The organism is Streptomyces pluripotens (assembly GCF_000802245.2).
Taxonomy (GTDB): domain Bacteria; phylum Actinomycetota; class Actinomycetes; order Streptomycetales; family Streptomycetaceae; genus Streptomyces; species Streptomyces pluripotens.
Genome location: NZ_CP021080.1, coordinates 1769200 through 1791131 on the forward strand (window position 1 = coordinate 1769200; position 21932 = coordinate 1791131).

At 71.3% G+C, this 21932-nt stretch carries 23 protein-coding genes; 11 read left to right on the forward strand and 12 right to left on the reverse strand.

The features are described from left to right. The first annotated feature begins 97 nt into the window (after nucleotides 1–97). A complete protein-coding gene (locus LK06_RS07815) occupies nucleotides 98–343 on the forward strand; it encodes a hypothetical protein (RefSeq protein WP_159025175.1) in 246 nt (81 codons plus the stop codon). A gap of 56 nt (nucleotides 344–399) precedes the next feature. Beyond that, a complete protein-coding gene (locus LK06_RS07820) occupies nucleotides 400–918 on the forward strand; it encodes a DUF4240 domain-containing protein (RefSeq protein ID WP_039654962.1) in 519 nt (172 codons plus the stop codon). Here the strand turns inward: LK06_RS07820 and LK06_RS07825 are convergent. Together LK06_RS07825 and LK06_RS07830 are read right to left on the reverse strand one after the other, a co-directional pair. Next, on the reverse strand, nucleotides 908–1153 hold the full coding sequence (locus tag LK06_RS07825) for a hypothetical protein (RefSeq protein ID WP_052318930.1): 246 nt from the start codon (nucleotides 1151–1153) through the stop codon (nucleotides 908–910). The genes LK06_RS07820 and LK06_RS07825 overlap by 11 nt on opposite strands. A 72-nt stretch (nucleotides 1154–1225) precedes the next feature. After that, nucleotides 1226–2134: a peptidoglycan recognition protein family protein gene (locus LK06_RS07830; RefSeq protein ID WP_052270114.1), complete on the reverse strand. Its 909-nt coding sequence runs from the start codon at nucleotides 2132–2134 to the stop codon at nucleotides 1226–1228. A 197-nt stretch (nucleotides 2135–2331) separates the two neighbouring features. On the opposite strand from LK06_RS07830, the gene LK06_RS07835 reads away from it, so the two are divergent. Beyond that, entirely contained in the window at nucleotides 2332–3516 is a 1185-nt protein-coding gene (locus LK06_RS07835) for a MarP family serine protease (protein ID WP_039654963.1), read from the forward strand. A 227-nt stretch (nucleotides 3517–3743) separates the two neighbouring features. On the opposite strand, the gene LK06_RS07840 is transcribed toward LK06_RS07835, so the two are convergent. Beyond that, nucleotides 3744–4232, reverse strand: coding sequence for a GNAT family N-acetyltransferase (locus LK06_RS07840; RefSeq protein ID WP_086083663.1), 489 nt, complete (start codon nucleotides 4230–4232; stop codon nucleotides 3744–3746). Nucleotides 4233–4678: 446 nt separating this feature from the next. On the opposite strand from LK06_RS07840, the gene LK06_RS07845 reads away from it, so the two are divergent. Then, the gene (locus LK06_RS07845; protein WP_039654965.1) at nucleotides 4679–6043 is read left to right on the forward strand and encodes an NAD(P)/FAD-dependent oxidoreductase; all 1365 of its coding nucleotides are present in this window, start codon (nucleotides 4679–4681) and stop codon (nucleotides 6041–6043) included. Between the two features lie 87 nt (nucleotides 6044–6130). Here LK06_RS07845 and LK06_RS07850 read toward each other — a convergent pair whose 3' ends face one another. After that, nucleotides 6131–7597: an NsdA family TPR-like regulatory protein gene (locus tag LK06_RS07850; protein WP_043406827.1), complete on the reverse strand. Its 1467-nt coding sequence runs from the start codon at nucleotides 7595–7597 to the stop codon at nucleotides 6131–6133. A 239-nt stretch (nucleotides 7598–7836) separates the two neighbouring features. Between LK06_RS07850 and lipB the strand changes: the two genes are divergently transcribed. The 4 genes from lipB to LK06_RS07870 all read left to right on the forward strand — a co-directional run bounded on the left by lipB (nucleotide 7837) and on the right by LK06_RS07870 (nucleotide 10935). Continuing rightward, the gene (gene lipB / locus LK06_RS07855) at nucleotides 7837–8634 is read left to right on the forward strand and encodes a lipoyl(octanoyl) transferase LipB (RefSeq protein ID WP_039654967.1); all 798 of its coding nucleotides are present in this window, start codon (nucleotides 7837–7839) and stop codon (nucleotides 8632–8634) included. Between the two features lie 143 nt (nucleotides 8635–8777). Further along, entirely contained in the window at nucleotides 8778–9743 is a 966-nt protein-coding gene (gene lipA, locus LK06_RS07860) for a lipoyl synthase (RefSeq protein ID WP_039654968.1), read from the forward strand. 225 nt (nucleotides 9744–9968) lie between these two features. Next, nucleotides 9969–10166, forward strand: a complete 198-nt coding sequence (locus LK06_RS07865; protein ID WP_039654969.1) for an SCO2195 family GlnR-regulated protein — start codon at nucleotides 9969–9971, stop codon at nucleotides 10164–10166. 64 nt (nucleotides 10167–10230) lie between these two features. Further along, on the forward strand, nucleotides 10231–10935 hold the full coding sequence (locus tag LK06_RS07870) for a DUF4191 domain-containing protein (protein WP_039654970.1): 705 nt from the start codon (nucleotides 10231–10233) through the stop codon (nucleotides 10933–10935). A gap of 260 nt (nucleotides 10936–11195) precedes the next feature. Here the strand turns inward: LK06_RS07870 and LK06_RS07875 are convergent, their stop codons facing one another. After that, nucleotides 11196–12335 carry a ferritin-like domain-containing protein gene (locus tag LK06_RS07875; RefSeq protein WP_267886146.1) on the reverse strand — a complete coding sequence of 380 codons (1140 nt, stop codon included), beginning with the start codon at nucleotides 12333–12335 and terminating at the stop codon, nucleotides 11196–11198. Nucleotides 12336–12508: 173 nt separating this feature from the next. Here LK06_RS07875 and LK06_RS07880 point away from each other — a divergent pair, with 173 nt between their 5' ends. Both LK06_RS07880 and LK06_RS07885 read left to right on the forward strand, forming a co-directional pair. Next, entirely contained in the window at nucleotides 12509–13612 is a 1104-nt protein-coding gene (locus tag LK06_RS07880; RefSeq protein ID WP_039654971.1) for a right-handed parallel beta-helix repeat-containing protein, read from the forward strand. A 148-nt stretch (nucleotides 13613–13760) separates the two neighbouring features. Next, nucleotides 13761–14756: a methyltransferase gene (locus LK06_RS07885; protein ID WP_039654972.1), complete on the forward strand. Its 996-nt coding sequence runs from the start codon at nucleotides 13761–13763 to the stop codon at nucleotides 14754–14756. A 72-nt stretch (nucleotides 14757–14828) separates the two neighbouring features. Here LK06_RS07885 and LK06_RS07890 read toward each other — a convergent pair whose 3' ends face one another. Genes LK06_RS07890 through LK06_RS07920 form a run of 7 tightly spaced genes read right to left on the reverse strand, consistent with a single transcriptional unit; the run spans nucleotide 14829 to nucleotide 20029 of the window. Then, nucleotides 14829–15161, reverse strand: coding sequence for a TcmI family type II polyketide cyclase (locus LK06_RS07890; protein WP_039654973.1), 333 nt, complete (start codon nucleotides 15159–15161; stop codon nucleotides 14829–14831). A 19-nt stretch (nucleotides 15162–15180) separates the two neighbouring features. Then, nucleotides 15181–15660 carry an SRPBCC family protein gene (locus tag LK06_RS07895; protein WP_039654974.1) on the reverse strand — a complete coding sequence of 160 codons (480 nt, stop codon included), beginning with the start codon at nucleotides 15658–15660 and terminating at the stop codon, nucleotides 15181–15183. Nucleotide 15661: 1 nt separating this feature from the next. Beyond that, complete coding sequence (locus tag LK06_RS07900) at nucleotides 15662–15931, reverse strand: acyl carrier protein (RefSeq protein WP_039654975.1); 270 nt, start codon at nucleotides 15929–15931, stop codon at nucleotides 15662–15664. Between the two features lie 45 nt (nucleotides 15932–15976). Next, nucleotides 15977–17221, reverse strand: a complete 1245-nt coding sequence (locus LK06_RS07905) for a ketosynthase chain-length factor (RefSeq protein ID WP_039654976.1) — start codon at nucleotides 17219–17221, stop codon at nucleotides 15977–15979. Continuing rightward, the gene (locus LK06_RS07910) at nucleotides 17218–18486 is read right to left on the reverse strand and encodes a beta-ketoacyl-[acyl-carrier-protein] synthase family protein (RefSeq protein ID WP_039654977.1); all 1269 of its coding nucleotides are present in this window, start codon (nucleotides 18484–18486) and stop codon (nucleotides 17218–17220) included. Before LK06_RS07910 ends, LK06_RS07905 begins: the two co-directional genes overlap by 4 nt. Then, a complete protein-coding gene (locus tag LK06_RS07915; RefSeq protein WP_039654978.1) occupies nucleotides 18483–18926 on the reverse strand; it encodes a cupin domain-containing protein in 444 nt (147 codons plus the stop codon). Before LK06_RS07915 ends, LK06_RS07910 begins: the two co-directional genes overlap by 4 nt. Next, nucleotides 18923–20029 (reverse strand): SchA/CurD-like domain-containing protein, encoded by a 1107-nt coding sequence (locus LK06_RS07920; protein WP_052270115.1) that lies wholly within the window; start codon nucleotides 20027–20029, stop codon nucleotides 18923–18925. The genes LK06_RS07915 and LK06_RS07920 overlap by 4 nt, the downstream gene beginning before the upstream one ends. 201 nt (nucleotides 20030–20230) lie before the next feature. Here LK06_RS07920 and LK06_RS07925 point away from each other — a divergent pair, with 201 nt between their 5' ends. Continuing rightward, nucleotides 20231–21880, forward strand: coding sequence for an FAD-dependent oxidoreductase (locus LK06_RS07925; RefSeq protein ID WP_039654979.1), 1650 nt, complete (start codon nucleotides 20231–20233; stop codon nucleotides 21878–21880). Nucleotides 21881–21932: the final 52 nt, after the last annotated feature.

Here is a 21932-nt window from a genome sequence, read left to right on the forward strand (position 1 = left end):
GATGCTGTTGGACCGACAGCATCCCTTCTGGGCACAGCCCCGGTGGCCCGGCTGAAGGTGGCGGCGGCGCTGCTGCCCGCATGTGTCCCGGGAGGGTGTGCGCAGACTTCCGTACGCGGTTGGTCCCCCGGCCGCGCGGGAGGCACTGGGCGGTGTGGGTGAGCCGGATGTCGAAGGCTGGGTGACCGCGACCCTGGCGGTGGAGTCGGAGGAGGTCGCGCACTCCCAGCTGACCGCGCTGGGGCCAAAGGCCGGGGTACGGGTGGCGACGGGCCTGCGAGAGTGGTTCGCCGGCGAGGCGGCCCGGACCGCGGCGCTGTACCGCCGCGCGGACACCGGGTGACGTTCCTCGGTACTCCGCGTGCGGCCCACCCGCCGAAGCCCGATGCTGGTGCAGTGATGGACGAGACGGAGTTCTGGGAACTGATCGACGCCACGCGCGAGGCTGCCGGCGGCGATCCCGAGGAGCAGGCCGACGTGCTCGTGGAGCGGCTCCTGCGGATGGACCCAGAGCTGGTCCTGGACTTCGCCCGGCATTTCGAGGCCCGCTACAACCGCGCCTACCTCTGGGAGCTGTGGGGCGCAGCCTGGGTATTGCTGGACGGCTGCAGCGACGACGCATTCGACTTCTTCCGGTGCTGGCTGATCGGCCAGGGGCGGGAGGTCTTCGAGGGCGCCCTGCACGACCCCGACTCGCTGGCCGGGCTGCTGGGCGAGTTCGACGAGGAGGTCGACGGCGACGGGGAGGAACTGGGCTACGCGGCGGACGAGGCCTACGAGCGGCTGACCGGTACCGTCGCGCCGGACCTGGGCATCGCACCCGCGCCCGCCGAGCCGGAGGGCAAACCCTTGGATTTCGAGAACGAGCGGGCGCTCGCCGAGCGGTATCCCCGGCTCTGGGACCGTTTCAGGGAGTGACGCGGTGCGTCGCCGGGTCGCCCCCCGTCCGGTCGGTCTTCCCCCCGTGGTGCATCGGGGCCGCATTGGCCCGGTCGAGGGCGGACGCGGTGGCCGCTGCCGGGCCGAAGAGAACGGTCGCGACCGCGCCGACGACCGCCCAGGGGGTGCGTGCGGGCCGGGGCCGGCCGGTCCGCACCGTGGAGTCCGCAGGTTCTGTCCCCGCCTCCGCGGACGTCGTACGGCTGCTGCTCATGGTCTCCGCCTCCCGTCGCCCCGTGCCGTGCATGACCGTAGGACCCCGGGCTGGGAGTGGGCTGCGTGGCGCCTAGGACGTCCCTGTGGGGGACGCCCCTGTGGAAGCCGCGGAGGGGGTGGCGGGTACGGAGGGCGTGGAGTGCCTGGCGGGTACGGAGGGCGTGACCCGTACGGCGACCGCCCGGCCCTGCAGCCGGGCCGCCGCCTGTCGGATGTCGGGCAGGCGGGCGGTGAGCGCCGCTCCGGGACAGCTGGTCATGTACGCGTCGTTGTGGCCGGCCACGGCGGGCAGGGTGGCGGTGCTACCTGCCCGGTAGCGGCTGAGGCTGTTACTGGAGACGAGACGGGCTCGGCCGCGCGGGTCGACGTCGGCCAGACCGAGCTTCCAGGCGGCCAGGGCGGCGATCGCGTCGGTCATGGCCCGGGGCACACGGACACCGGCGGTGAAGGTGCCGATGGCAGCGATACCGGTGGTGCGGTGGTTGAAGCCCTGGGTGTGGGCACCGGTGACCGACCGGTCGACGCCTCCGGCGCGGCCCTCGTAGATGGTGCCGCAGCGGTCGACGAGGAAGTTGTAGCCGATGTCGTCCCAGTGGCGGGTACGGGTCTGGCCCGCGTACAGGTCGCGAATGATGCGGGGCACCTCGGCGCAGTCGTACCCGTTGGGCGAGTCGGTGTGGTGGAGGAAGACGGCGACCACCTCGTCGTCGTAGCGCGGTGGCGGCTGGCTGCGCCCGGTGGCGCGGTCCAGCCAGGCGGAGCGGGGCACGATGGGCGGCCGGGGGGCACGGTGGACGGCTGCGTGCCTGGCGGCGGGGTGACCGTTGCCGAGCGCTACGGAGTGCTCGATTCCGCGGGCGCACAGGGCCAGCGCGAGGACGGCCAGCAGGCCGGGCAGCCAGCCGAGTACCAGCAGTCCGCGGGATGTCACCACGGCACGTGGTTTCCGCGCCTCCGGGGCTGTTCGGTCGACACGCATGGTCCCACTCTCGGGGCGAGGAGCCGTGCCCGCGATGTGTGCTGTGCCACCCGGTGGAACCATCGTCCTGGTCCGGGACGTTTCTGTGGATACACGCACACGAGGCCGGTCCCTGCTGTGCCGTCCGCCCGCGTGCGCGTGGTTGATCAGCCGGCCCGCCCCGTCCGTACTGAGGGATCCGAGAGAAAGGCGGCTCCGTGGACCTGCTCGACCTGGCGCTCGTGCTGGTGATCGTCCTCTACTCGGCGTCCGGTTACCGGCGCGGTCTGGTGGCCGGCTGCGTCTCCCTGGCCGGATTCGTCGGCGGCGCGGCCGTCGGGGTGTGGGCGCTGCCGTGGGTGACGGGTCAGGTGACGCGCGGGTCGACGGCGGCGACGGTGCTCGCGGTGGTGACGGTGCTGGTCCCGGCGGCGGTGGGACACGAGCTGGCCGGCCGGCTCGCCCTGCGGCTGCGCGGGGAGTTGGACCGGGGTCCGTTGCGGGTGGCGGACGGGGTGGGAGGCGCGGCGGCGAACGCGGTCGCGGTGCTGATCGTGGCCTGGGTGGCGGCGAGCGTGCTGAGCGCGGCCCCGTCACAGACCCTGACCACGGCCATACGGAACTCCACGCTGCTGGGGGCGGTCCAGCGGGCGATGCCGGACACCACGCCCGCGTGGTTCTCGCGGGCCACGTCCGCGCTGACCGAGGCAGGCTTCCCGCAGGTCTTCAACCCGTTCGAGAACGAGTCGGTGGCCGGGGTGGCCCGGCCGTCCGGTGACAGCGTCACGCCCGCCGCGACGAGGGCCGCCAGGGTGAGCACGGTGAAGATCGAGGGCACTGCGGGAGCCGAGGGCCGGGAGGGCAGCGGTTTCGCCTACGCCCCGCGGCACGTGATGACCAACGCACACGTGGTGGCGGGTATCAGCCATCCGAGCGTTCGGGTGGGCGGGGTCGGGCCGTCGTACCCGGCCCGGGTGGTGTTGTTCGACCCCGACCGGGACGTGGCGGTGCTGTATGTGCCGCAGTTGCGTGCCCCGCTCCTGCACTTTGACACGAACGCCGGGCGCGGTGACCGTGCGGTGGTGGCGGGCTACCCGCAGAACGGGGGCCTGGACCTACAGGCGGCGACGGTCGCGAACCGGATACGGGCGACCGGCCAGAACATCTACAACGACCGGACGGTCACCCGGGAGATCTACTCGATCCGTTCCACGGTCCGGCCGGGCAATTCCGGCGGCCCACTGTTGACCACGGATGGCCGGGTGTTCGGAGTGGTCTTCGCCCGCTCCACCTCGGACGCCGAGACGGGGTACGCCCTGACGGCGGCCGAGGTGGCCGGGGACGCCCGGCGCGCGGCCACGGCCACGACGCCGGTGGACACGGGCAAGCTGATCGACTCCTAGCCGCGGCAAGCGACGTTTGCCCGTCACGGAGCGGTCTCCGGTGCGTGCTCTCGGCGTGCCTGCCGGACGTCCTCGTACGGGCTGTACGTGGGCTTTCGGTCGGTGCGGCGAGCGTGCGTGCCGGGCGTCACGACGGGGCGAACGTTGCCTGGTGCGGCACGGGAAGAACAGGAGATCCAGCCGGCCTCTCACCAGCCCGGTTCACCGGCGACGACCGTGAACCAGGTTCACAGGCCACGGCCCATGAACACGTCGTCGACGTACTTGCCGTCCAGGTGGAACTCCTCCGGCAGCACGCCCTCGACGAGGAACCCCTCGGACTCGTAGAGCGCACGGGCGGGCGTGTTGTGTCCGAGCACGCGCAGGGTGAGGCGCCGCGCACCTCGCCCCCGCGCCTCCTCGACCGCGGCCCGGATCAGGATCCGCCCGATGCCCTGCCCGCGCGCGTCCTCGGCGACGGCAAAGCCCCGGATCGCCAAGACGTGCGCGTTCGAGGCGAGCGGGGTCGGACGGACCAGCCGGACGTAGCCGACGATGCGCCCGTCGAGTTCGGCGACCAGACAGCCGTCCGGGCCGTAGCGTTCGTCGAAGAACGGCCCGTATGGCGGCTGCGGCTCGGACACCACGGCATGCAGCGTGGACCAGGTGGCCCGGTCGAGGACGGCCAGCTGTCCGTCGTCGTCGAGTCGGGCACTGCGTAGGGAGGGCTCCGGCATGACGATCACCCTACGCCGGGCGCCCCTCGGCATCCCATCGGTTTCCCTATCGGTCGTGCGGCCGGTCGGGCTCTGGAAGGCGGGCACACCGCAGCGGCCGACGCGTTCGGTCCGGGCTGCGCTCCGGTGGGGTCCCGGCCAGGGCCGGTCCGGCGAACAGCGCCGGGGACGCACGGATCACCCGGCGCTCCCGTCACTGGCGGACCGTCAGCCCACCGCGTGCGGCGGCCAGGTGCCGCACCGGGTGGCCGGACGTACGCCACGCGTGTGCTGCGACCTGGTGAAACCTCGTGTGACCGCATGCGACCTCCATGCGACCGTGCCCTGGTGATGCGCGACTGACCCTGACCGATCACGGTTCTAACCTCGACCTGAACTCGGCTATCCCTGGGGCCTGTTGGGGGCATGACGTCTCCACCCGGCCGCGCAACCACAGGAGGGGCCTCGTGCTTGAGCCCGCGTACCAGGTGGACGTCGTCATCGTGGGAGCCGGCGTCGCCGGTCTCTCGGCGGCTCATCGGCTGACCAGCGCAGGAGTCACGACCGCAGTCCTGGAGGCCGCCCCGTACGTCGGCGGCCGCATGTCGACGGAGAAGGTCGACGGCTTCCGGCTCGACCGCATCGGACAACTGCTGTCCACGTCCTACCCCGAACTGCGGCCAACCCCGGGCCTGGGCCCCCTGGCCCTGCGCCGCTTCGCCCCCGGGGTCCTGCTGCACCGCGACGGACACACCCAGCGCGCGGGCGCACAGGCGGCCGGAGGTAGCGCGAGGGGCGCACTCCACGTAGTGCGCGCCCTTGCAAGCGCCCCCAGGGGAGCGGCGGCCCCGCCCGGCCGGGTGGGCACGCCCGTGGGCGGCGCGGTCGACCAGGCGCGGTTGGGCGCCGCCCTCGGCCGGATCGCCACGACCCCGGTCGAGCGCATCCTGGCCCGCCCCGAGATGCCGGCCGGTCAGGCCCTTACCCGGCGCGGAGTGTCGGCGCGCACCATCGACGGCTTCCTGCGTCCGCTGCTCGCCGCACTGTTGTGCGATCCGGAGCTGACCACCTCCAGCCGCTGCGCCGACCTGGCCCTGCGCGCATTCGCAGGCGGTCGGCTCTGCGTTCCGGAGGGGGGCGCAGAGACTCTCCCGGAGCTACTGGCCCAGGCACTGCCGCCGGGCACGGTGCACACAGGGGTTCGGGTCACGTCCGTGTCCACGACCTCGGTGACCACCGCCGAGCACGGAGCGATCCGCTGCCGTGCAGTACTGCTCGCGACGGACGCGCGGGCCGCGGCGGACTTGCTGCCGGGCCTCAGAGTGCCGGCCTTCCACCCGGTGACCGTGATCCACCACACCACCGACGAGCCCGCGGCGACCTTCTCCACCGGCACCTCGCTGCTGCTGGACGCCGACCGTGGCGGACCAGTGGCGCATACGGCGGTCATCAGCAACGTGGACCCGTGCCGGGCACCGGCCGGCCGAGTGCTGATCTCCTCGACGGTGCTGGGCACGCCGCCCGAGGGGGTCGATACCGCCGTCCGCATCCACCTGACCCGGCTCTACGGCACCTCCACGCGCCGCTGGGAGACGCTGGCCGTGCACCACACACCGGAGGCGCTTCCGGCGATGCGTCCGCCGCACGACCTGCGCCGGCCGGTACGGCTGCTGGCCGGTCTGTACGTCTGCGGCGACCACCGGGACACCAGCACGGTCCAGGGCGCCCTGCGCTCGGCTCACCGAGCCGCAGCAGCGGTCCTCGCCGACCTGGGCGCGGCGGGCCCGATGCACACGGCCGACCCGGCGCCGACGCTGCCCCGAGCTGCCTAGCCGGTCTGGCCGGACTGCGCCGGCCAGCGCGCCGGGCCGGCACCACCGGCGAGGTGCCCCGGGTCGCGGCCCGGGGCACCTCGCGGCTCACCCCAGGGCCGCGGTCTTCTCCCGGTACCCCCGTGCTGGTGCCGCGTCCTTGTACGGCTCCAGGCGGCGCTCGAAGTCCCTGATGTACTCGACCGCACGGACACTACGCATCTCGGCCGCTTGCCCGGCGGCCTCCGCGGCCAGCGCGCACGCCTGGTCGAGTTCCCCGAGGCCGAGCCGAGCGGTGGCGAGGACAACACGGCAGAAGAGGCGGCTGCGGGCGTAGGCGGGGGCGCGCAGTTGGAGGGAACGCTCGGCATGCTGCGCGGCGAGGCGGAACTGCTGCAGGTCGCGGTGGCAATGGCCGAACTCGTCGGCCAGTTGGGCCTCGTCGAAGAAGCGTGCCCAGTAGGGCACCTCGTCTCCGGGCCGGGCCGCGTCCAGAGCGCGCTCGGCCCGGACGAGCGCGGCGGTGCACGCCCGGACTTCCCCGAGTACCGCGTGTGCGCGGGCCTCGGAGACGTGCAGCAGCGCCTGCACCACCGGCGGCGCGCCGCTCGCGACCCCCTGCTGGGCCACCCGCGCCAGTTGCACCGCCTCCCTGCCGTGGCCCAGGTAGACCGCCTGACGGCTCATGGTGACCAAGACGAAGGAACCGTAGGCCCGGTCGCCGGCCCCCTGGGTGAGGCGCAGCGCCTGCACGAAGTAGCGCTGGGCCAGTCCGTGCGCGGCGATGTCGTACGAGGTCCACCCCGCGAGCCGGGTCAGGTCGGCGGCGGCCGCGAACAGCCGGCGGCCGGTCTGCTCGTCGTAGGTGCCGCGGAGCATCGGCTCGCACTCGTGCTCCAGGTAGCGCACCAGTGCCTGCCGGGCATGGCCGCCGCCGAAGCGCTCGTCGAGGGCGCGGAACAACTCACCGACCGAGCGCAGCGCCGCGATGTCGCCGCCGGTGACCCGGTGCCCGGGGGCACGCTCGGCGTGTCCGCGCGCCCGGGGCGGGGCCTGCGCGGCCGGCGGCCGGTCCTTGGCGGCTGCGGGGCGGCCCTGCTGGGGCACCCGGGGCAGCGGTTCACGAGCCACCCTGTCGTCGGGCTTGCCGATCAACCAGTCCCGGCTGGGCACGACCAGGCCGGCCGGGGTGAAGGCGATCTTGCGTAGCTCGGCGTGGCTCCCGGAGTCCTTGCGCCAGAGCCCGCTGACGATATCGATGGCCTCGTCCGGGGTCGCCGCGAACTCCAGCCCGGCGTAGACCGGCGCACAGGCGTCCAGGCCGAGGTCCTGGGCCGTGAGCCGACGCCCGAGCCGGCGGGTGAACACCTCGGCGATCAGAGCCGGGGTCGTACCACGCGGCTGCTGGCCGCGCAGCCAGCGGGTGACCGACGTCTTGTCGTATCTGAGGTCCAGTCCGTGCTCCAGGCCGAGCTGGTCGACGCGACGGGCCAGACCCGCGTTGGAGAACCCCGCCTCTGCGATGAGCGCGGCGAGCTGGCGGTTGGGGGTGCGCTGCGCGGGTCGGTCCGTCATCTGTGGTGCGGTCTCCTGCCTTCCGGGCCCCTGAAGTGCCCCGATCGCCTTTGAGCAGCCCTTATGGCCTCACGAACGGCGCGAATGTAGCGGAGAGTAAGCACATGACCGCACACGTTGACGCACATTCATCCGATCGTGTGAGGATTGCCCACAGAGCTGACGCGAGTCGGTCGGACGTACAGTGGCGTGGGCGCATGACGCGCCTGGCACACCCGTAGCCGAGGGAGGCGCTTGCCGTGAGTGAGTTGCGGTTCGTCCGCATGGGGTTCGGCGAGGACGCCGTCGACTACCAGGAGGCCTGGGACGAGCAGCGCCGGGTGCATGCGGCCCGGTTCGCCGACGAGGTCCCGGACACCGTACTGCTCCTGGAACACCCTCCGGTGTACACGGCCGGCCGCCGGACCGAGGACAGCGAGCGCCCGTTGGACGGCACCCCGGTCATCGACGTGGACCGCGGCGGCAAGATCACCTGGCACGGCCCGGGCCAGCTGGTGGGCTACCCGATCCAGAAGCTTCCGCGCCCGGTGGACGTGGTCGCGCACGTGCGGCGCCTCGAAGAGGCCCTCATCCGCACCTGCGCCGAGTACGGCCTGCAGACCACCCGGGTCGAGGGGCGCAGCGGGGTGTGGGTGCTCGGCGATCCGGTCGAGCAGCGGCCCGCGCTCGGCGGGCTCTCCCTCGACCTCGACCCGCGACTGCATGACGAGGAGTTCGACCCGCGCCTGAACGGCCCCGAGTACGCCCCTTCCAACGCGGGCCAGCGCCGCGAGGACCGCAAGATCGCCCAGATCGGGATCCGCGTCGCCAAGGGCGTCACGATGCACGGCTTCTCCTTCAACGTGAACCCGGACAACGTCTGGTTCGACCGGATCATCCCGTGCGGCATCCGGGACGCGGGCGTCACCTCCCTGGCCGGCGAACTGGGCCGGGACATCACCGTCGAGGAGGTTCTACCAGTGGTCGAGAAGCACCTGAGGGACATCCTGGAGAACGCGGACCTCAGGCCCCGGGTGATTGAGAGGGCGACCGCCTGAACCGGAACCGGACCGGGGCCGAACCGGCAAGGACCCTGCACCCCGGGGCCTCTCCCGTCGACAGGACCGAATAAAGCACGGGCGTACCCTGGTGTACGCCGAGGAATCGAAGACTACTCACAGCAATCAGCAGGGAGCCGGCCGTGTCCGCAGTCACCCCCGACGGACGCAAGATGCTGCGCCTGGAGGTCCGCAACAGTCAGACCCCCATCGAGCGCAAGCCCGAGTGGATCAAGACCCGGGCGAAGATGGGTCCCGAGTACACGAAGATGCAGAAACTCGTGAAGAGCGAGGACCTGCACACGGTCTGCCAAGAAGCCGGCTGCCCGAACATCTACGAGTGCTGGGAGGACCGCGAGGCGACCTTCCTCATCGGCGGCGACCAGTGCACCCGGCGCTGCGACTTCTGCCAGATCGACACCGGCAAGCCCGAGGCCCTGGACCGCGACGAGCCGCGCCGAGTCGGTGAGTCCGTGGTCACCATGGACCTGAACTACGCCACCATCACCGGTGTCGCACGCGACGATCTGGAGGACGGCGGCGCCTGGCTGTACGCCGAGACCGTGCGCCAGATCCACCAGCAGACGGCTGCCCGCGAGGGTGGCCGGACGAAGGTGGAACTGCTCGCACCGGACTTCAACGCGATCCCGGAGCAGCTCGCGGAGGTCTTCTCGGCCCGGCCCGAGGTGTTCGCGCACAACGTCGAGACGGTGCCGCGGATCTTCAAGCGGATCCGTCCCGGTTTCCGCTACGAGCGCTCGTTGAAGGTCATCACCGAGGCCCGCGACCATGATCTGGTCACCAAGTCCAACCTGATCCTCGGTATGGGTGAGACCCGCGAAGAGGTCAGCGAAGCGCTGCGGCACCTACACGAGGCCGGCTGCGAACTGATCACCATCACCCAGTACCTGCGCCCGTCCGTCCGCCACCACCCGGTGGAACGCTGGGTGAAGCCGCAGGAGTTCGTGGAGTTGAAGGAGGAGGCCGAACAGATCGGCTTCTCCGGTGTGATGTCCGGCCCGCTGGTGCGGTCCTCGTACCGTGCGGGACGCCTGTACCAGATGGCCGTCGAGAAGCGCGGCACCTACATCGCCGTGCAGGCCCTCTGAGTAAACGTGTGAATTCACGCACAAGAAATTACTGGCCAGTAATGGCCGAGTCACCGCGGTCCTGAACATCCTCGCTGATGAGGGTGCCCATCAGGGCCGCGTCGGCGTTTCCGACCCGCCTGCCAGGGCTTCATGGGCGTTTGACCGGTCGGACACGCCCTGGTAACACCAATCAGTGACACTGATATCACGCCCCGTAGACCAGACCGAGGGGGGACCTCGCACATGCAGGCCGCGCCCGTACGCGCAACCGCCATCCCGTCCTTCGCCGACGCCCTCCGCGCCGTCGAGTCCCTGCTCATGAGCGGCGGTCAGCGCACCGCCCGCCGCAACGCCTGGACCTCCGTTCTGGAGGACCGCCGCCGCGCCAAGGACCGCGTCGAGGCCCAGCGCGTCCTGGAGCAGGCCGCCACCCGCCCCTGACGTCCGCGGCCACTACCGGGCACTGCCGTCGTCGGCACTCCCGGGGCCACGTAGACTTCGTAGCATGGCGAGGAAGGAAACCGCGGCGGATGCCGCGAATGCCGGGCGACTGAAGCAGATCGCCCTTACGTACAAGATGACCCGAAAGGCCGACACGAAGATCGGTCTTATTCTCGCGGCCGTCGGCATCGGCACCCTCGTTGTCTTCCTCGCGATCGGTTTCTTGGTCGGACACCCGGTCTATCTGGGGATCTTCGGCGCGCTGGTCGGGCTGCTCGCGGCGGCGATCGTCTTCGGCCGCCGGGCCGAGCGAGCCGCCTTCGGCCAGATGGAAGGCCAGCCCGGCGCCGCGGCGGCCGTGCTGGACAACGTCGGCCGGGGTTGGACGACGACTCCGGCGGTGGCGATGAACCGCAGCCAGGACGTCGTGCACCGGGCGGTCGGCAAGGCCGGCATCGTCCTGGTCGCCGAGGGCAACCCGAACCGGGTGAAGAGCCTGCTGGCCGCCGAGAAGAAGAAGATGAACCGTATCGTCGCGGACGTACCCGTGCACGACGTGATCGTCGGCAACGGCGAGGGTCAGGTCCAGCTCAAGAAGCTGCGCACGACCATGCTGAAGTTCCCGCGCGTGCTGACCGGTGCCCAGGTGACGGCCACCAACGACCGGCTGCGGGCCATGGGCGACCTGATGAGCAATATGCCGCTCCCGAAGGGTCCGATTCCTGGACGTGGCGCTGGCGGTCGCTCCCCCCGGATGCCCCGGGGATGACGCCCGGCCTCACTTTCCCCCCTCTCCATGGGCGGGAAGGTGAGGATCGGCGAAGAGCACCTGTCACAAGGTCTGATGATCCGGCCCCGGGAGCGAGTACACGCCTTCGGGAACTGCGGCGGCACGAGCGACGTGGAAGTGGCCCGACGGAGTTCGGCGACCTCTTCCGGGGGTGACCAAGGGGCCCACGCCGAAGGACCACTGCGGCCACCGCGTGTGTCACGCCGGGGACCTCGTGGATCATCCAGGGACCTCGTGGATCAGGGACGGCGGAACTGCGGGCCGTAGTTGCCCGGAGCGTCGGGCATGGCGATCTCCATGAGCTCCACGGCCGGTTCCTCCAGCCCGCGCATGGCGCGGACGGCCGAGCCCAGGGCGCTCTGGCCGCCGCCGGACCAGGCACCTTCGAGCGCGTCCAGGATGGCGTCGTAGGTGCTGTCGAACTGGTCCGACAGCCGCCGCACCGGCGGGGGCAGGCGGCGCCAGCCACCGACCGGAACCCGGGCCATGGGGCGTGCGTCGGGGAAGGGCACGGGCGCGCCGGTGAAGTGCCAGCCACGGCCGGTGTTGCACAGTTGCCGTCCGTGGTAGATCTCCGCGAAGGCGTAGTAGTGCGCCGGGTGGTCATCTTGGAAGGCGTCGGCCGGGCAGCTGGCGGTGCCCTCGCCCTGCTCCTTGATGATCTCGATCGAACGCTCGACGTCGTCGAGGGTCCGGACCGGTTCGAGTACGTCGGGCCCGATCCGGCTGGAGAGCTGTCCCTCCACCGACAGGTACGGTGCCGTGTCACGCATCGCGATCATCAGGTGGCTGTAGAAGTCGCCGATGCTGGGCGAGAGGTTCGCCCTGCGGGCGAGCGGTTCGTCGGGAGCCTCGATCGCCATCATCACGTCCCGTACGAAGGGCCTGGTCAGCCCCGACAGGTAGACGGTCACCCCGGCGCGCACACCGCCGGGGAGCGGTCCGGGATAGCGAGGTGCCAGGTCCTTGAACCGCGGCCGCCCGCCCACGGCCACGAGCAGGTTGCAGACGACACCCAGGTGGTACATCTCGTCGTCGATGACCCGCCTGATCAGCTGCGCGGCGTCGCCGCGGCGGTCCTTCACGGACCACCAGCCGCACAGGTAGGGCGGAATCGTGGCGAGCTCGAGTTGGACGGCGATCTGCAGGGCCTCACGGAGCCAGCCGACCCCCCGCCCGGCCTCGGGTACGCCGAGCAGGCGTGCCACGGACCCGACCGGCGGGCCGGCCGCGGGCTCCGCCGCCCGCGCGGGACCGGCGACCGCCACCGGTGCAGTGGCGGCCACGGCGGCCGACGCCAGGAAACTCCTGCGCCGGATCGGGCCCGTCAGCTCGTCTGGATGTTCCCTGCCCGTCACCGTGGTCTCGCTTCCCGTCACGTCCCCCGCCTCGGTCCGAGGCGTCCCGGACCCTCCCGACAGCTCGCGAAGCTAGCAGCCCTCGCCGCCGTTCCCGGGCAGCCGGGCACCCGACGGCACGTACTCGCTCCTGACACGCCGCCATACGGAGCATCCGGCCGGTGATCGGCTCATGCGCTCTTAACCTGCCTCATGTGACAAAACGCCATATCACTTACCTCGCTTGCAGCTCGGCGCTCGTCGGTGCCCTCCTCGGCGCCACACCGGCGGCGGCCGTCCACCGTGTCCATGTGGTGCATCCGGGCGAATCGATCCAGAAGGCGGTGAACGCCGCCCGACCCGGCGACACGGTGCTCGTGCTGCCCGGCACGTACCACGAGAGCGTCACGGTGAAGACGCCCGGACTGACCCTGCGCGGAGTCGGTCGCCGCACAGTGATCGAGCCGACGGCGCAGCAGACCGTGCCGAGCGTGCCTGCGTCCAAAACGAGCTCCCGCAGGGCGTCCGTCAGTTGCAGCGACGGCGGCAACGGGATCTGTGTCGTCGGCTCGAAGGACGTCCCGCTCGGGGACGTCACCGTCTCCCACCTGACCGTGCGCGGCTTCCCGCGGATCGGCCTGTTCTCCATGGGCACCGACCATCTGACCGTGGAGCGGGTGACCGCCGAGGACACCGGGCAGTGGGGCATCGCCCAGGAGCATTCCACCCGAGGGGTGTTCCGGGAGAACACCATCCGGGGCAGCGGTGATGCGGGCCTGTTCCTCGCCAACAACGTGAAGGCCGAGGAGGGAGCCAGCGATACCGGGGGGACAGTGATCGAGCGGAACCGCCTGCAGGACAACCGGATCGGCATCACCGTCCGCAGGCTGCGCAACCTCACCGTCGCGCGGAACGCCATCACCGGAAACTGCGCGGGGATGTTCGTCGTCGGCGATGAGAACGAGCCGAAGGCCGGCGCCCTGACCATCAGCGACAACAGGGTCGAGAAGAACAACAAGTACTGCGAGAAGACCGCACGGCTGCCCTTCCTCCAGGGCTCCGGCATCGTCCTGACCGGCGCCGAGCAGACCCTCGTGACGCGGAACCTGGTCACCGGCAACTCCGGCACGTCCCCGCTGTCCGGCGGTGTCGTGCTGTTCAAGAGCCTCGTGGGCGTCACCAGCGAGCGGAACCGGATCACCGGAAACCAGTTGCAGGACAACACTCCGGCGGACCTCGTCAACCAGGAGGCCGCCACGAGCGGCAACGTCTTCGACGGCAACACCTGCCGGGCCTCCAAGCCTGCGGGCCTGTGCTGACCGGCCGGGCGTACCCCACCCACGCAAGGAAGGAAGGCGGCACATGACCGCACCATCCCCCGAGGTTTCGGCCCCTGCCCCGCTCTCGGCCTCGCCGGCGCCGGGGGACCCCGGTGACCGGGGAGCGTCCGCCACTCCGCCGCCGTCGATGCGTCTCAGGGAGCTCGTGTTCGGAGCGGCCTGTGCCGCTGCCGTCCGCGCGGCCGCCCGGCTGGGCGTCGCCGACGCGCTCGGGGAGGTCCCCCTGTCCGCGGCGGATCTCGCCACTTCGGTGCGGACCGAGCCGAAACCCCTGCACCGGCTGCTGCGCGCCCTGTCGTGCTACGGCGTCTTCGACGAGCGGCCCGACGGGACGTTCGCCCACACCGAGATGTCGCGGCTGCTGCGCGAGGACGACCCGAACAGCCTGAAGGCCATCGCCCTGTGGTGCACCGAGGCGTGGACCTGGGACGCCTGGCCCAGGTTGGACGAGGCGGTGCGCACCGGCCGGAACGTGGTCGAGGACCTGTACGGCAAGGAGTTCTTCCAGTACCTCAACGAGGACGCCCCGGAATCAGCAGACGTCTTCAACCGCGCGATGACCCGCTCCAGCGAGCAGTCGGCGCGCGACGTCGCCGGGCTGCTGGACCTGTCCGGTGCCACCTCCGTCGCCGACCTCGGCGGCGGGCAGGGGCACGTGGTGGCGAGCCTGCTGGACAAGTACCCGTCGATGCGGGGCTTCCTACTCGATCTGCCCCGGGTGGTGGAGCACGCCCTGCCGCGGCTGCGCGAGGGCGGGGACCTCGCGGACCGGGTGCACATCGTGCCCGGCGACGTGCGGGAGTCCGTCCCCGTCCAGGCCGACGTCTACATCATCAAGAACATCCTGGAGTGGGACGACGAGTCCACGGCGAGGCTGCTGCGCAACGTGATCAGGGCGGGCGGGCCCGGCGCCCGTGTCGTGGTCATCGAGAACCTCGTCGACGACACCCCGTCGATGCGGTTCAGCACCGCCATGGACCTGTTGCTGCTGCTGAACGTCGGCGGGGCCAAGCACACCACCGACAGCATGGTGGGTCGACTGACAGCCGCTGGCCTCACGGTCGGCGTCATCTGCCCGGTCAACCCCTACCTGCACGCGTTCGACTGCACGGTCCCGGCCTGAGCCGATTCCCTGACCTGAGACCGGTGCCGGGCCCGCGTGGAACGCGGGCCCGGCACCGGTCTCAGGTCGGGTTCAGCGGCCGGCGTCGCGCTCCCAGAGGTAGAAGCGCTGCGCCATCGCGTCCTTCGGCGACCGCCAGGTCTCCGGGTCGTACGCGCTGACGTACGCCGAGAGGCGCTCGCTGATGTCCCTGAACTCGGGGTGCGAGGCGACCCGGGCGATGGCCGGTCCCGGGTCGCGCTCGGACTCGACGAGGTGCATGTACACATCGCCGAACTGGAAGAGGCTGCGCCGGGTGACCCCGACGAGGTGCGGCAGCTCTCCCCGGTCGGACTCCGCGAAGACCTTGGCGATGTCCGGTGCGGAGTCCGGGGCCATCCGGGCGACGATCAGGGCCTGGTGCACGGTCTCTCCTCCCGCCGGTTCAGTCGGCCAGTGCAGGGGCGGGCCGGTGACCGGTCGCCGCCTTCTCGATCTTGTCCCGGATCAGTGCCATCTGGATCCGGGAGTTCTTGTTGATGTTGTCGGTCATCCAGGCGTCGTCGACGGGGGCGTCCGGCTTCATCTCGAAGTCCTGCGTCCAGACCATCCGGGTGCCGGCGGGTACCTCCTCGTAGCGCCAGTGAATGTTCATGTACGCGAAGGGACCGGTCTCCACGCGCCGGGCCCCGACGGTGAGGTGAGCGCGGTCGGGCTCGCGCTCCGAGACCCAGCTCCACACCTTGCCGTTCTCGTCCGGGTGCATGGTGAGCCGGAAGGTGGTCTTGTTCCCCTCCTTGGAGAGGATCTCGGCCGAGGCGTACTCGGTGAACAGCTGCGGCCAGTTCGCCACGTCGTTGGTCATGTCCCAGACCAGGTCGACGGGCGCGGCGATGGTGATCTCGTTCTCGGTGTGTCCGGCCATGTCAGGCTCCCGCGGGCAGTGCGCTGTTGACGAGGTCGAGGAACTGACGGGGCGTCCTGCACCGCTCCGCGTCGGGCGGCATCGGCGCCCCGTGCCGGTTTTCCAGTTCGCCCACGATGCCGAGCAGGCCGAGCGAGTCGATGCCCAGGGCGTCGAAGCCGGAGTCGTACTGCTGCTGAATCTCCTCCGGGGAGACGGTGATGCCAGCAGCCTTCCTCATGAGCTCGGACAGCTCTTCCACGGTGATGCGGTCATGCGCCACTTCTGTCATGAGAACTTCCTCTCCTTTCGCTGGTGAACGGCCGGTGGGCCCGGCTCAATCGGCGGCGCCGTGCCGCAGCACGAGCGCCGCGTTCGACCCCATGAGTCCGCGGCTGAGGATCAGTGCCGTGCGCGGCTCGCCGGCGCGTGCGCGGCCGGTCACGAGATCGAGGTCGTGGCAGATGTCGAAGATCCCCGGCGTGGGCGGGATCAGGCCGTGCTCCATGGCGAGCACCGCCGCTGCGACGTCCAGCACCGGGGCCGCGCAGTACCCACGGCCGATCCCGGTCTTGGGCGCCGTGACGGGCACGCGCCGGCCGTGCGCACCGAGGGCGTCCGTGATGGCCAGCGCCTCCGCGTGGTCGGCCGCCCGCACCCCGAGGGCGTCGGCGAAGACCACGTCGACCTCCTCCGGTGCGCAGCCGGCCTCGTCGAGGGCGCCGCGGATCGCGTGGGCGAGCCCGGCCCGCGACTCGGCCCAGCGGGAGGCGCCGGTGAAGGTCGCCGCGTGCCCGGCGATGGTGGCCCGCACCGCCAGTCCCCGCTCCGTCGCCGAGGCCATCTCCTCCACGACGAGCATGGCGCCGCCCTCGGCAGGTACGAAACCGCAGGCGCCGTCGGTGAACGGGAGGTAGGCGCGTGCCGGGTCGGCCTCGCGGCTCAGCTCCTCGTAGCCGAGCTGGCACACGGCCGAGTAGGGGGCGAGCGGCGCCTCGGTCGAACCGGCCACGATGACGTCGGTGCCGCGCCGCACGGCGCGGGCGGCGTGCGCGAGGGCGTCCAGGCCGCCCGCCTCGTCGGCGGCGACCACCGAGCAGGGTCCCCTGAAGCCACGCCGGATGGAGATCTGGCCGGTGCTGGCGGCGTAGAACCACGCGATGGACTGGTAGGGGCCGACGAACCGGCTTCCCCTGCTCCACAGTTGCTGCAGTTCCCGCTGGCCGAACTCGCCACCGCCGGAGCCTGCTGCCGTGACCACGCCCACGGAGAACGGTGCGCCCTCCGTATCGGCCCGGCCGAGCCGGGCGTCCTCCAGCGCGAGGTCGGCCGCGGCCATCGCGAAGTGGGTGAAGCGGTCGGTCTGGACGAGGAAGCGCTCCTCGATCGCAGCGACCGGATCGAAGCCGCGGACCTCGCCGGCCACGCGCAGGGGCAGGTGCGCGCAGCCCTCGCGGGTCACTCGGTCGAGGGTGCTGATGCCTTCCTGGACCGACTTCCAGAAGGTCTCCGTGCTCGTTCCGTTGGGCGCGACGACACCGATTCCGGTGACGGCCGCCTGCCGAGGAGAGGGTTCGCTCATCGTGTCCTTCCTCTCGGCCGGGTCAACACCACGGCGGACTGGAAGCCTCCGAAGCCGCTGCCCACGGACAGGACGCTGGTCAGCGTCCGCTCGCGGGCGGTGCGCGGTACGTAGTCGAGGTCGCACTCGGGGTCGGGTGTCTCGTAGTTCGCGGTGGGCGGTACGACCTGGTGGGCCAGGGCCAGCACACAGGCCACGACCTCGATCGCCCCGATCGCCCCGAGGGAGTGGCCCACCATGGATTTGATGGAGCTCATGGGCGTGGTGTAGGCGTGTTGCCCCAGGGCCCGCTTCACCGCGGCGGTCTCGTGGCGGTCGTTCTGCCGGGTGCCGGATCCATGGGCGTTGACGTAGTCGATCGCGGTGGGGTCGAGGCGGGCGTGGTCGAGGGCCGTCTCGATCGCCCGGGCCATCTCCAGACCCTCGCTGGTCAGACCGGTCATGTGGTAGGCGTTGCCGAAGGTGGCGTAGCCGCCCAGTTCGCAGTACACGCGGGCGCCACGGGCCCTGGCGTGCTCCAGTTCCTCAAGGACGAGCACCGCCCCTCCCTCGCCCATGACGAACCCGTCACGGTCGTTGTCGAAGGGCCTGGAGGCGTGTGCGGGATCGTCGTTGTTGGGAGACGTGGCCTTGATCGCGTCGAAGCAGGCCATGGTGATGGGGGATATCGGCGAGTCCGAGGCGCCGGCGATGCAGACGTCGGCCCGGCCTTCCTGGACGGTGTGGAAGGCGTATCCGACGGCGTCCAGGCCCGAGGTGCACCCGGTGGAGACGGTCTGCACCGGGCCCTGGGCGCCAAATCGTTCCGCCACCGCCGAGGCCAGTGTGCTGGGGGAGAACGCCCGGTGCAGTTGGGGACCCGCCTTGCGGTGGTCCACGTCCCAGTGCTGCCCGCTGTCGCTCACCAGGACGTAGTCGTGCTCCAGGCGGGTCGTGCCGCCGACGGCAGTGCCCAGGGACACCCCCACCCGCCAGGTGTCCTCCTGGGCCAGGTCGAGACCGGAGTCCCGTATCGCTTCCTCCCCGGCGACCAGGGCGAACTGTATGTATCGGTCCGCCCGCTCGATCTGCTCGGCGTCCAGGCCGTACGCCGCCGGATCGAAGTCGCACTCGGCGGCGATCCTTGACCGCAGGCCGCTCGGGTCGAAGAAGGTGATGCCCCGCGTCGCGGTACGGCCCGCAGCGAGCAGGTCCCAGAACGCCGGTATGCCTGTCCCGCCCGGTGCCACGATGCCTATGCCGGTGACCGCCACGCGCCGGCTCATGAACGGACCTGCCCCCGGACGGCCGGCTCGGCCGGGACAGTGGCGGAGAGGGGCTCCGTCTCCTCCGTGTCGACGTGGCCGAGATTCGGGCGCGGCGCCAACGGGCCCAGGTGGAAGACGATCCGCGCCTCGACGTCCCCCACGTTGCGGAAGCGGTGCCGCATGTTGATCGGGATCATCAGTCCCTGTTCGGGCCGCAGCGGGTGCGGTTCGCCGTCCAGGTCCACCTCCAGTTGCCCGCAGGCCACGTACACGAACTCCTCGGAGTACGGGTGGTAGTGCTCAGCGATGCGGTCACCGGGCTGCACGATGGCCACACCCATGAATCCGCTGGTGGAGCCCACTGTGGCCGGGGAGAGCATGGCGCGCAGATCGCCACCACGCCGGGTGTTGGGCTCGATCTCGCTGAGGTCGACGATCTTCGGAAGGGGCTTGATCACGACGTTCCTCCGTGGGGGTGCTGGCCTGCGGGGTCAGGCGCCGGTGAGTGACGGTCGGTGATGAGGTCCATACGGACGGCGTCGCCGTTCAGCAGGGCGGTTGCCGCGGCCACCGGGGTCACGTCCAGGTCCGCGCCGGCGCGCAGGTCGATCAGCCGTACGGTGATGTCGTCGCGCTGGAAGATCGTGCTGCTCACCACCGGGCTGGCCGGGTCCTCCGCCGCCGCCTCGTCCGCTTGGGCGAGCAGCTCGGCCAGCCGCATCCCGCTGCCCGGCCGGGCCGGGTAGTACAGCGCGTACCGCTCGCCCTCGGACCGTTCGTCCGCGGCGACGTGGTGCACGGCGGGCAGCGCCGCCCGCGTGAAGAACACCCGGGCGGACTCCGGGTCGTTGAGGTCCCGGTCGTGCTCCAGGTACGGGTTGAGGGCCTCCTCGACCTGCCGCACCTCCGGCTGCCGGGCGACGTGGCGCAGCGCCGCGAGCAGGTCACCGCGCACCTCGATGGCCCGGACGACCCGGTTGCCGTGCATGAACAGGGAGGTGCGGCACAGACGGGTGGTCTCGTCGACCCGCGCCTCGGGCGAGGCGTAGTTCGCGAGGATCTCGGCGACCCGCTTCTCGCTGCCCGGCTTGACCGTGAAGGTGAGCGCGTGCCGGATCACGCCGTCGCCGATGCGGGGCGACGTCTGGAGGCGGCGCTGGGCCGCGGAGTCCGCGGGCGTCTCGCTATGAGTCTCACGGACGATGTGGAAGCGCAGCGACCGGGTGTCGCGGACACAGCTGTGCAGCGGCTCCACCATCCGCACATGCTCCTCGCTGTTCACCCAAGCGAGGAACGGCGGGGCGCTCTCCCACTCACTGGTGATGAGCCACTGGGAGGGGTTCTCGATCGACTGGCACAACTGGTCACTGACGTGCCCGGGCACCGACGCTACCTGGTTGCACAGTTGCTCGTACGCCTCCAGGAACTGCTGCTGGGCGCCGTCGTGCACATCCACCAGCAGGACGACACGGAGACGGGAGCCGTCGAAGACGGACTGGGATACGCGTCTCGACACCTTCCGCGTCAGCTGTTCCGAGACCTGTTCCGATGTCGTGGTCATACCGCACGTCTCCTTAGCGGGGGCAGGGAGTTGACGTCGCCACCGATGACGCGACGCCAGCACTTTTTGATCCTGTTCCGCTCCCCCGGAGCGCGCGACTCGCGTGAACCAAGCGGGTGATTGAGCACGCGGACCCCCTCCAGCGGGGGCATGGAAACTCCGACGCGCCCCACACCCTGCCCCCTGTCTCTGGAGTCCTTGATGCAGCAGAAAGCCGATCACCAGGTCCCCGTCCTCATCGTGGGCGGCTCGCTGGTGGGCCTGTCCCTGTCCCTGTTCCTGGGCCGTCTCGGCGTGCGGCACATGCTCGTCGAACGGCACTCGGGAACCTCGATCCATCCCCGCGGACGCGGCAACAACGTGCGGACGATGGAGCTGTTCCGGGTGGCTGGCATCGAGCCGGACATCAAGGCGGCAGCCTCACTCCTCGCGGACAACCACGGCATCCTGCAGACACCGACCTTGGCCGGTGACGCCGGCGAATGGCTGTTCCGGGAGATCGACCCCGGGGGCGGGCTCGCCCGGTTCAGCCCCACGGGTTGGTGCCTGTGCAGCCAGAACGACCTGGAACCGGTGCTCCTGGACAGGGCCCGGGCACTCGGTGGCGACCTCAGGTACTCACACGAGTTGGAGTCCTTCACCCAGGACGCCGAGGGGGCGACGGGGTCCGTCGTCGACCGCGGCACCGGCGAGCGATACACGGTCCGCGCGGACTACCTGGTCGCCGCCGACGGCCCGCGCAGCCCCGTCCGGAGCCGGCTCGGCATCGAGCAAACCGGCCCCGGCGACCTGTTCGCCAACGTGAGTGTCACCTTCCGCTCCCAGCTGCTCGCCGACGCCGTCGGCGACCGGCGTTTCATCTGCTGTTACCTCACCGACCCCGAGGCCGACGGCGCCCTGCTCCCCGTCGACAACAAGGAACAGTGGGTCTTCCACGCGCCCTGGCACCCGGAGCGCGGAGAGACGCTGGAGGAGTTCACCGAAGAACGGCTCAGGCGCCACATCCGCCGGGCCGTCGGCGTCCCCGACCTGGACGTGGAGGTCACCGGAATGGCGTCCTGGCGGGCCGCCGAACGCGTCGCCGAGCAGTACGCGGCCGGCCGGGTCTTCCTCGCCGGCGACTCGGCGCACGAGATGTCGCCGACCGGCGCGTTCGGCTCCAACACCGGCATCCAGGACGCCCACAACCTGGCCTGGAAACTGGCCGCCGTCCTCGGCGGCTGGGCCGGACCAGGACTACTGGAGACCTACGGGACCGAACGGCGCCCCGTCGCCCTGGCCACCAGCGCCCGCGCCTCGGCCCGCTCCGTGGAACACAGCCACCCCGGCTTCGCCCCCGCCCCCGGCGTCGGAGTCGGTGGGAAGCGCGGCGGCATCCTCAACATCGTCCTCGGGTACCGCTACCCGCAGGGCGCCGTGGCGGGGGGCGACCCGTCCCAGCCGGTCGTACCCGAACGGGTGCACCTGAGCGGGGAGCCGGGCACCCGGGCACCCCACCTGTGGCTGCGCCGCACGGGCGAACGGCTCTCCACCCTCGACCTGTACGAGCGCTCACTGGTACTGCTCAGCGACGCCGACACGGCGGCGGGCGCGGCCTGGCAGGCCGCCGCCCGTCGCATCGCCGACACGGACGGCCTGCCGCTGCGGGCATACCGGATCGGTACCGGCCCCGAGGCGGAGCTGACGTACGACGCGGAGGACGAGGACTGGGCGGCAACGCACGGCACGACGGGCGACGGGGCGGTGCTAGTGCGGCCCGACGGTTTCGTCGCCTGGCGTTCCCCCGGGGCCACGACGGATCCGGAGGCAGAGCTGCGGGACGTACTGGCGGCGATTCTGCGGACCCGCTGAGCCGGGCCCGGCCCGCCGGGGCCCCGGCGGGCCGGGCGGCCTCCGTCTCGGC

Excerpts from the sequence above, each read along its gene's own strand:
- LK06_RS07820 (WP_039654962.1), top strand. The coding sequence starts at position 400 with ATGGACGAGACGGAGTTCTGGGAACTGATCGACGCCACGCGCGAGGCT.
- LK06_RS07825 (WP_052318930.1), bottom strand. The coding sequence starts at position 1,153 with ATGAGCAGCAGCCGTACGACGTCCGCGGAGGCGGGGACAGAACCTGCG.
- LK06_RS07830 (WP_052270114.1), bottom strand. The coding sequence starts at position 2,134 with ATGCGTGTCGACCGAACAGCCCCGGAGGCGCGGAAACCACGTGCCGTG.
- LK06_RS07840 (WP_086083663.1), bottom strand. The coding sequence starts at position 4,232 with ATGCCGGAGCCCTCCCTACGCAGTGCCCGACTCGACGACGACGGACAG.
- LK06_RS07850 (WP_043406827.1), bottom strand. The coding sequence starts at position 7,597 with ATGACGGACCGACCCGCGCAGCGCACCCCCAACCGCCAGCTCGCCGCG.
- LK06_RS07865 (WP_039654969.1), top strand. The coding sequence starts at position 9,969 with ATGCAGGCCGCGCCCGTACGCGCAACCGCCATCCCGTCCTTCGCCGAC.
- LK06_RS07870 (WP_039654970.1), top strand. The coding sequence starts at position 10,231 with ATGGCGAGGAAGGAAACCGCGGCGGATGCCGCGAATGCCGGGCGACTG.
- LK06_RS07885 (WP_039654972.1), top strand. The coding sequence starts at position 13,761 with ATGCGTCTCAGGGAGCTCGTGTTCGGAGCGGCCTGTGCCGCTGCCGTC.
- LK06_RS07895 (WP_039654974.1), bottom strand. The coding sequence starts at position 15,660 with ATGGCCGGACACACCGAGAACGAGATCACCATCGCCGCGCCCGTCGAC.
- LK06_RS07900 (WP_039654975.1), bottom strand. The coding sequence starts at position 15,931 with ATGACAGAAGTGGCGCATGACCGCATCACCGTGGAAGAGCTGTCCGAG.
- LK06_RS07905 (WP_039654976.1), bottom strand. The coding sequence starts at position 17,221 with ATGAGCGAACCCTCTCCTCGGCAGGCGGCCGTCACCGGAATCGGTGTC.
- LK06_RS07910 (WP_039654977.1), bottom strand. The coding sequence starts at position 18,486 with ATGAGCCGGCGCGTGGCGGTCACCGGCATAGGCATCGTGGCACCGGGC.
- LK06_RS07920 (WP_052270115.1), bottom strand. The coding sequence starts at position 20,029 with ATGACCACGACATCGGAACAGGTCTCGGAACAGCTGACGCGGAAGGTG.
- LK06_RS07925 (WP_039654979.1), top strand. The coding sequence starts at position 20,231 with ATGCAGCAGAAAGCCGATCACCAGGTCCCCGTCCTCATCGTGGGCGGC.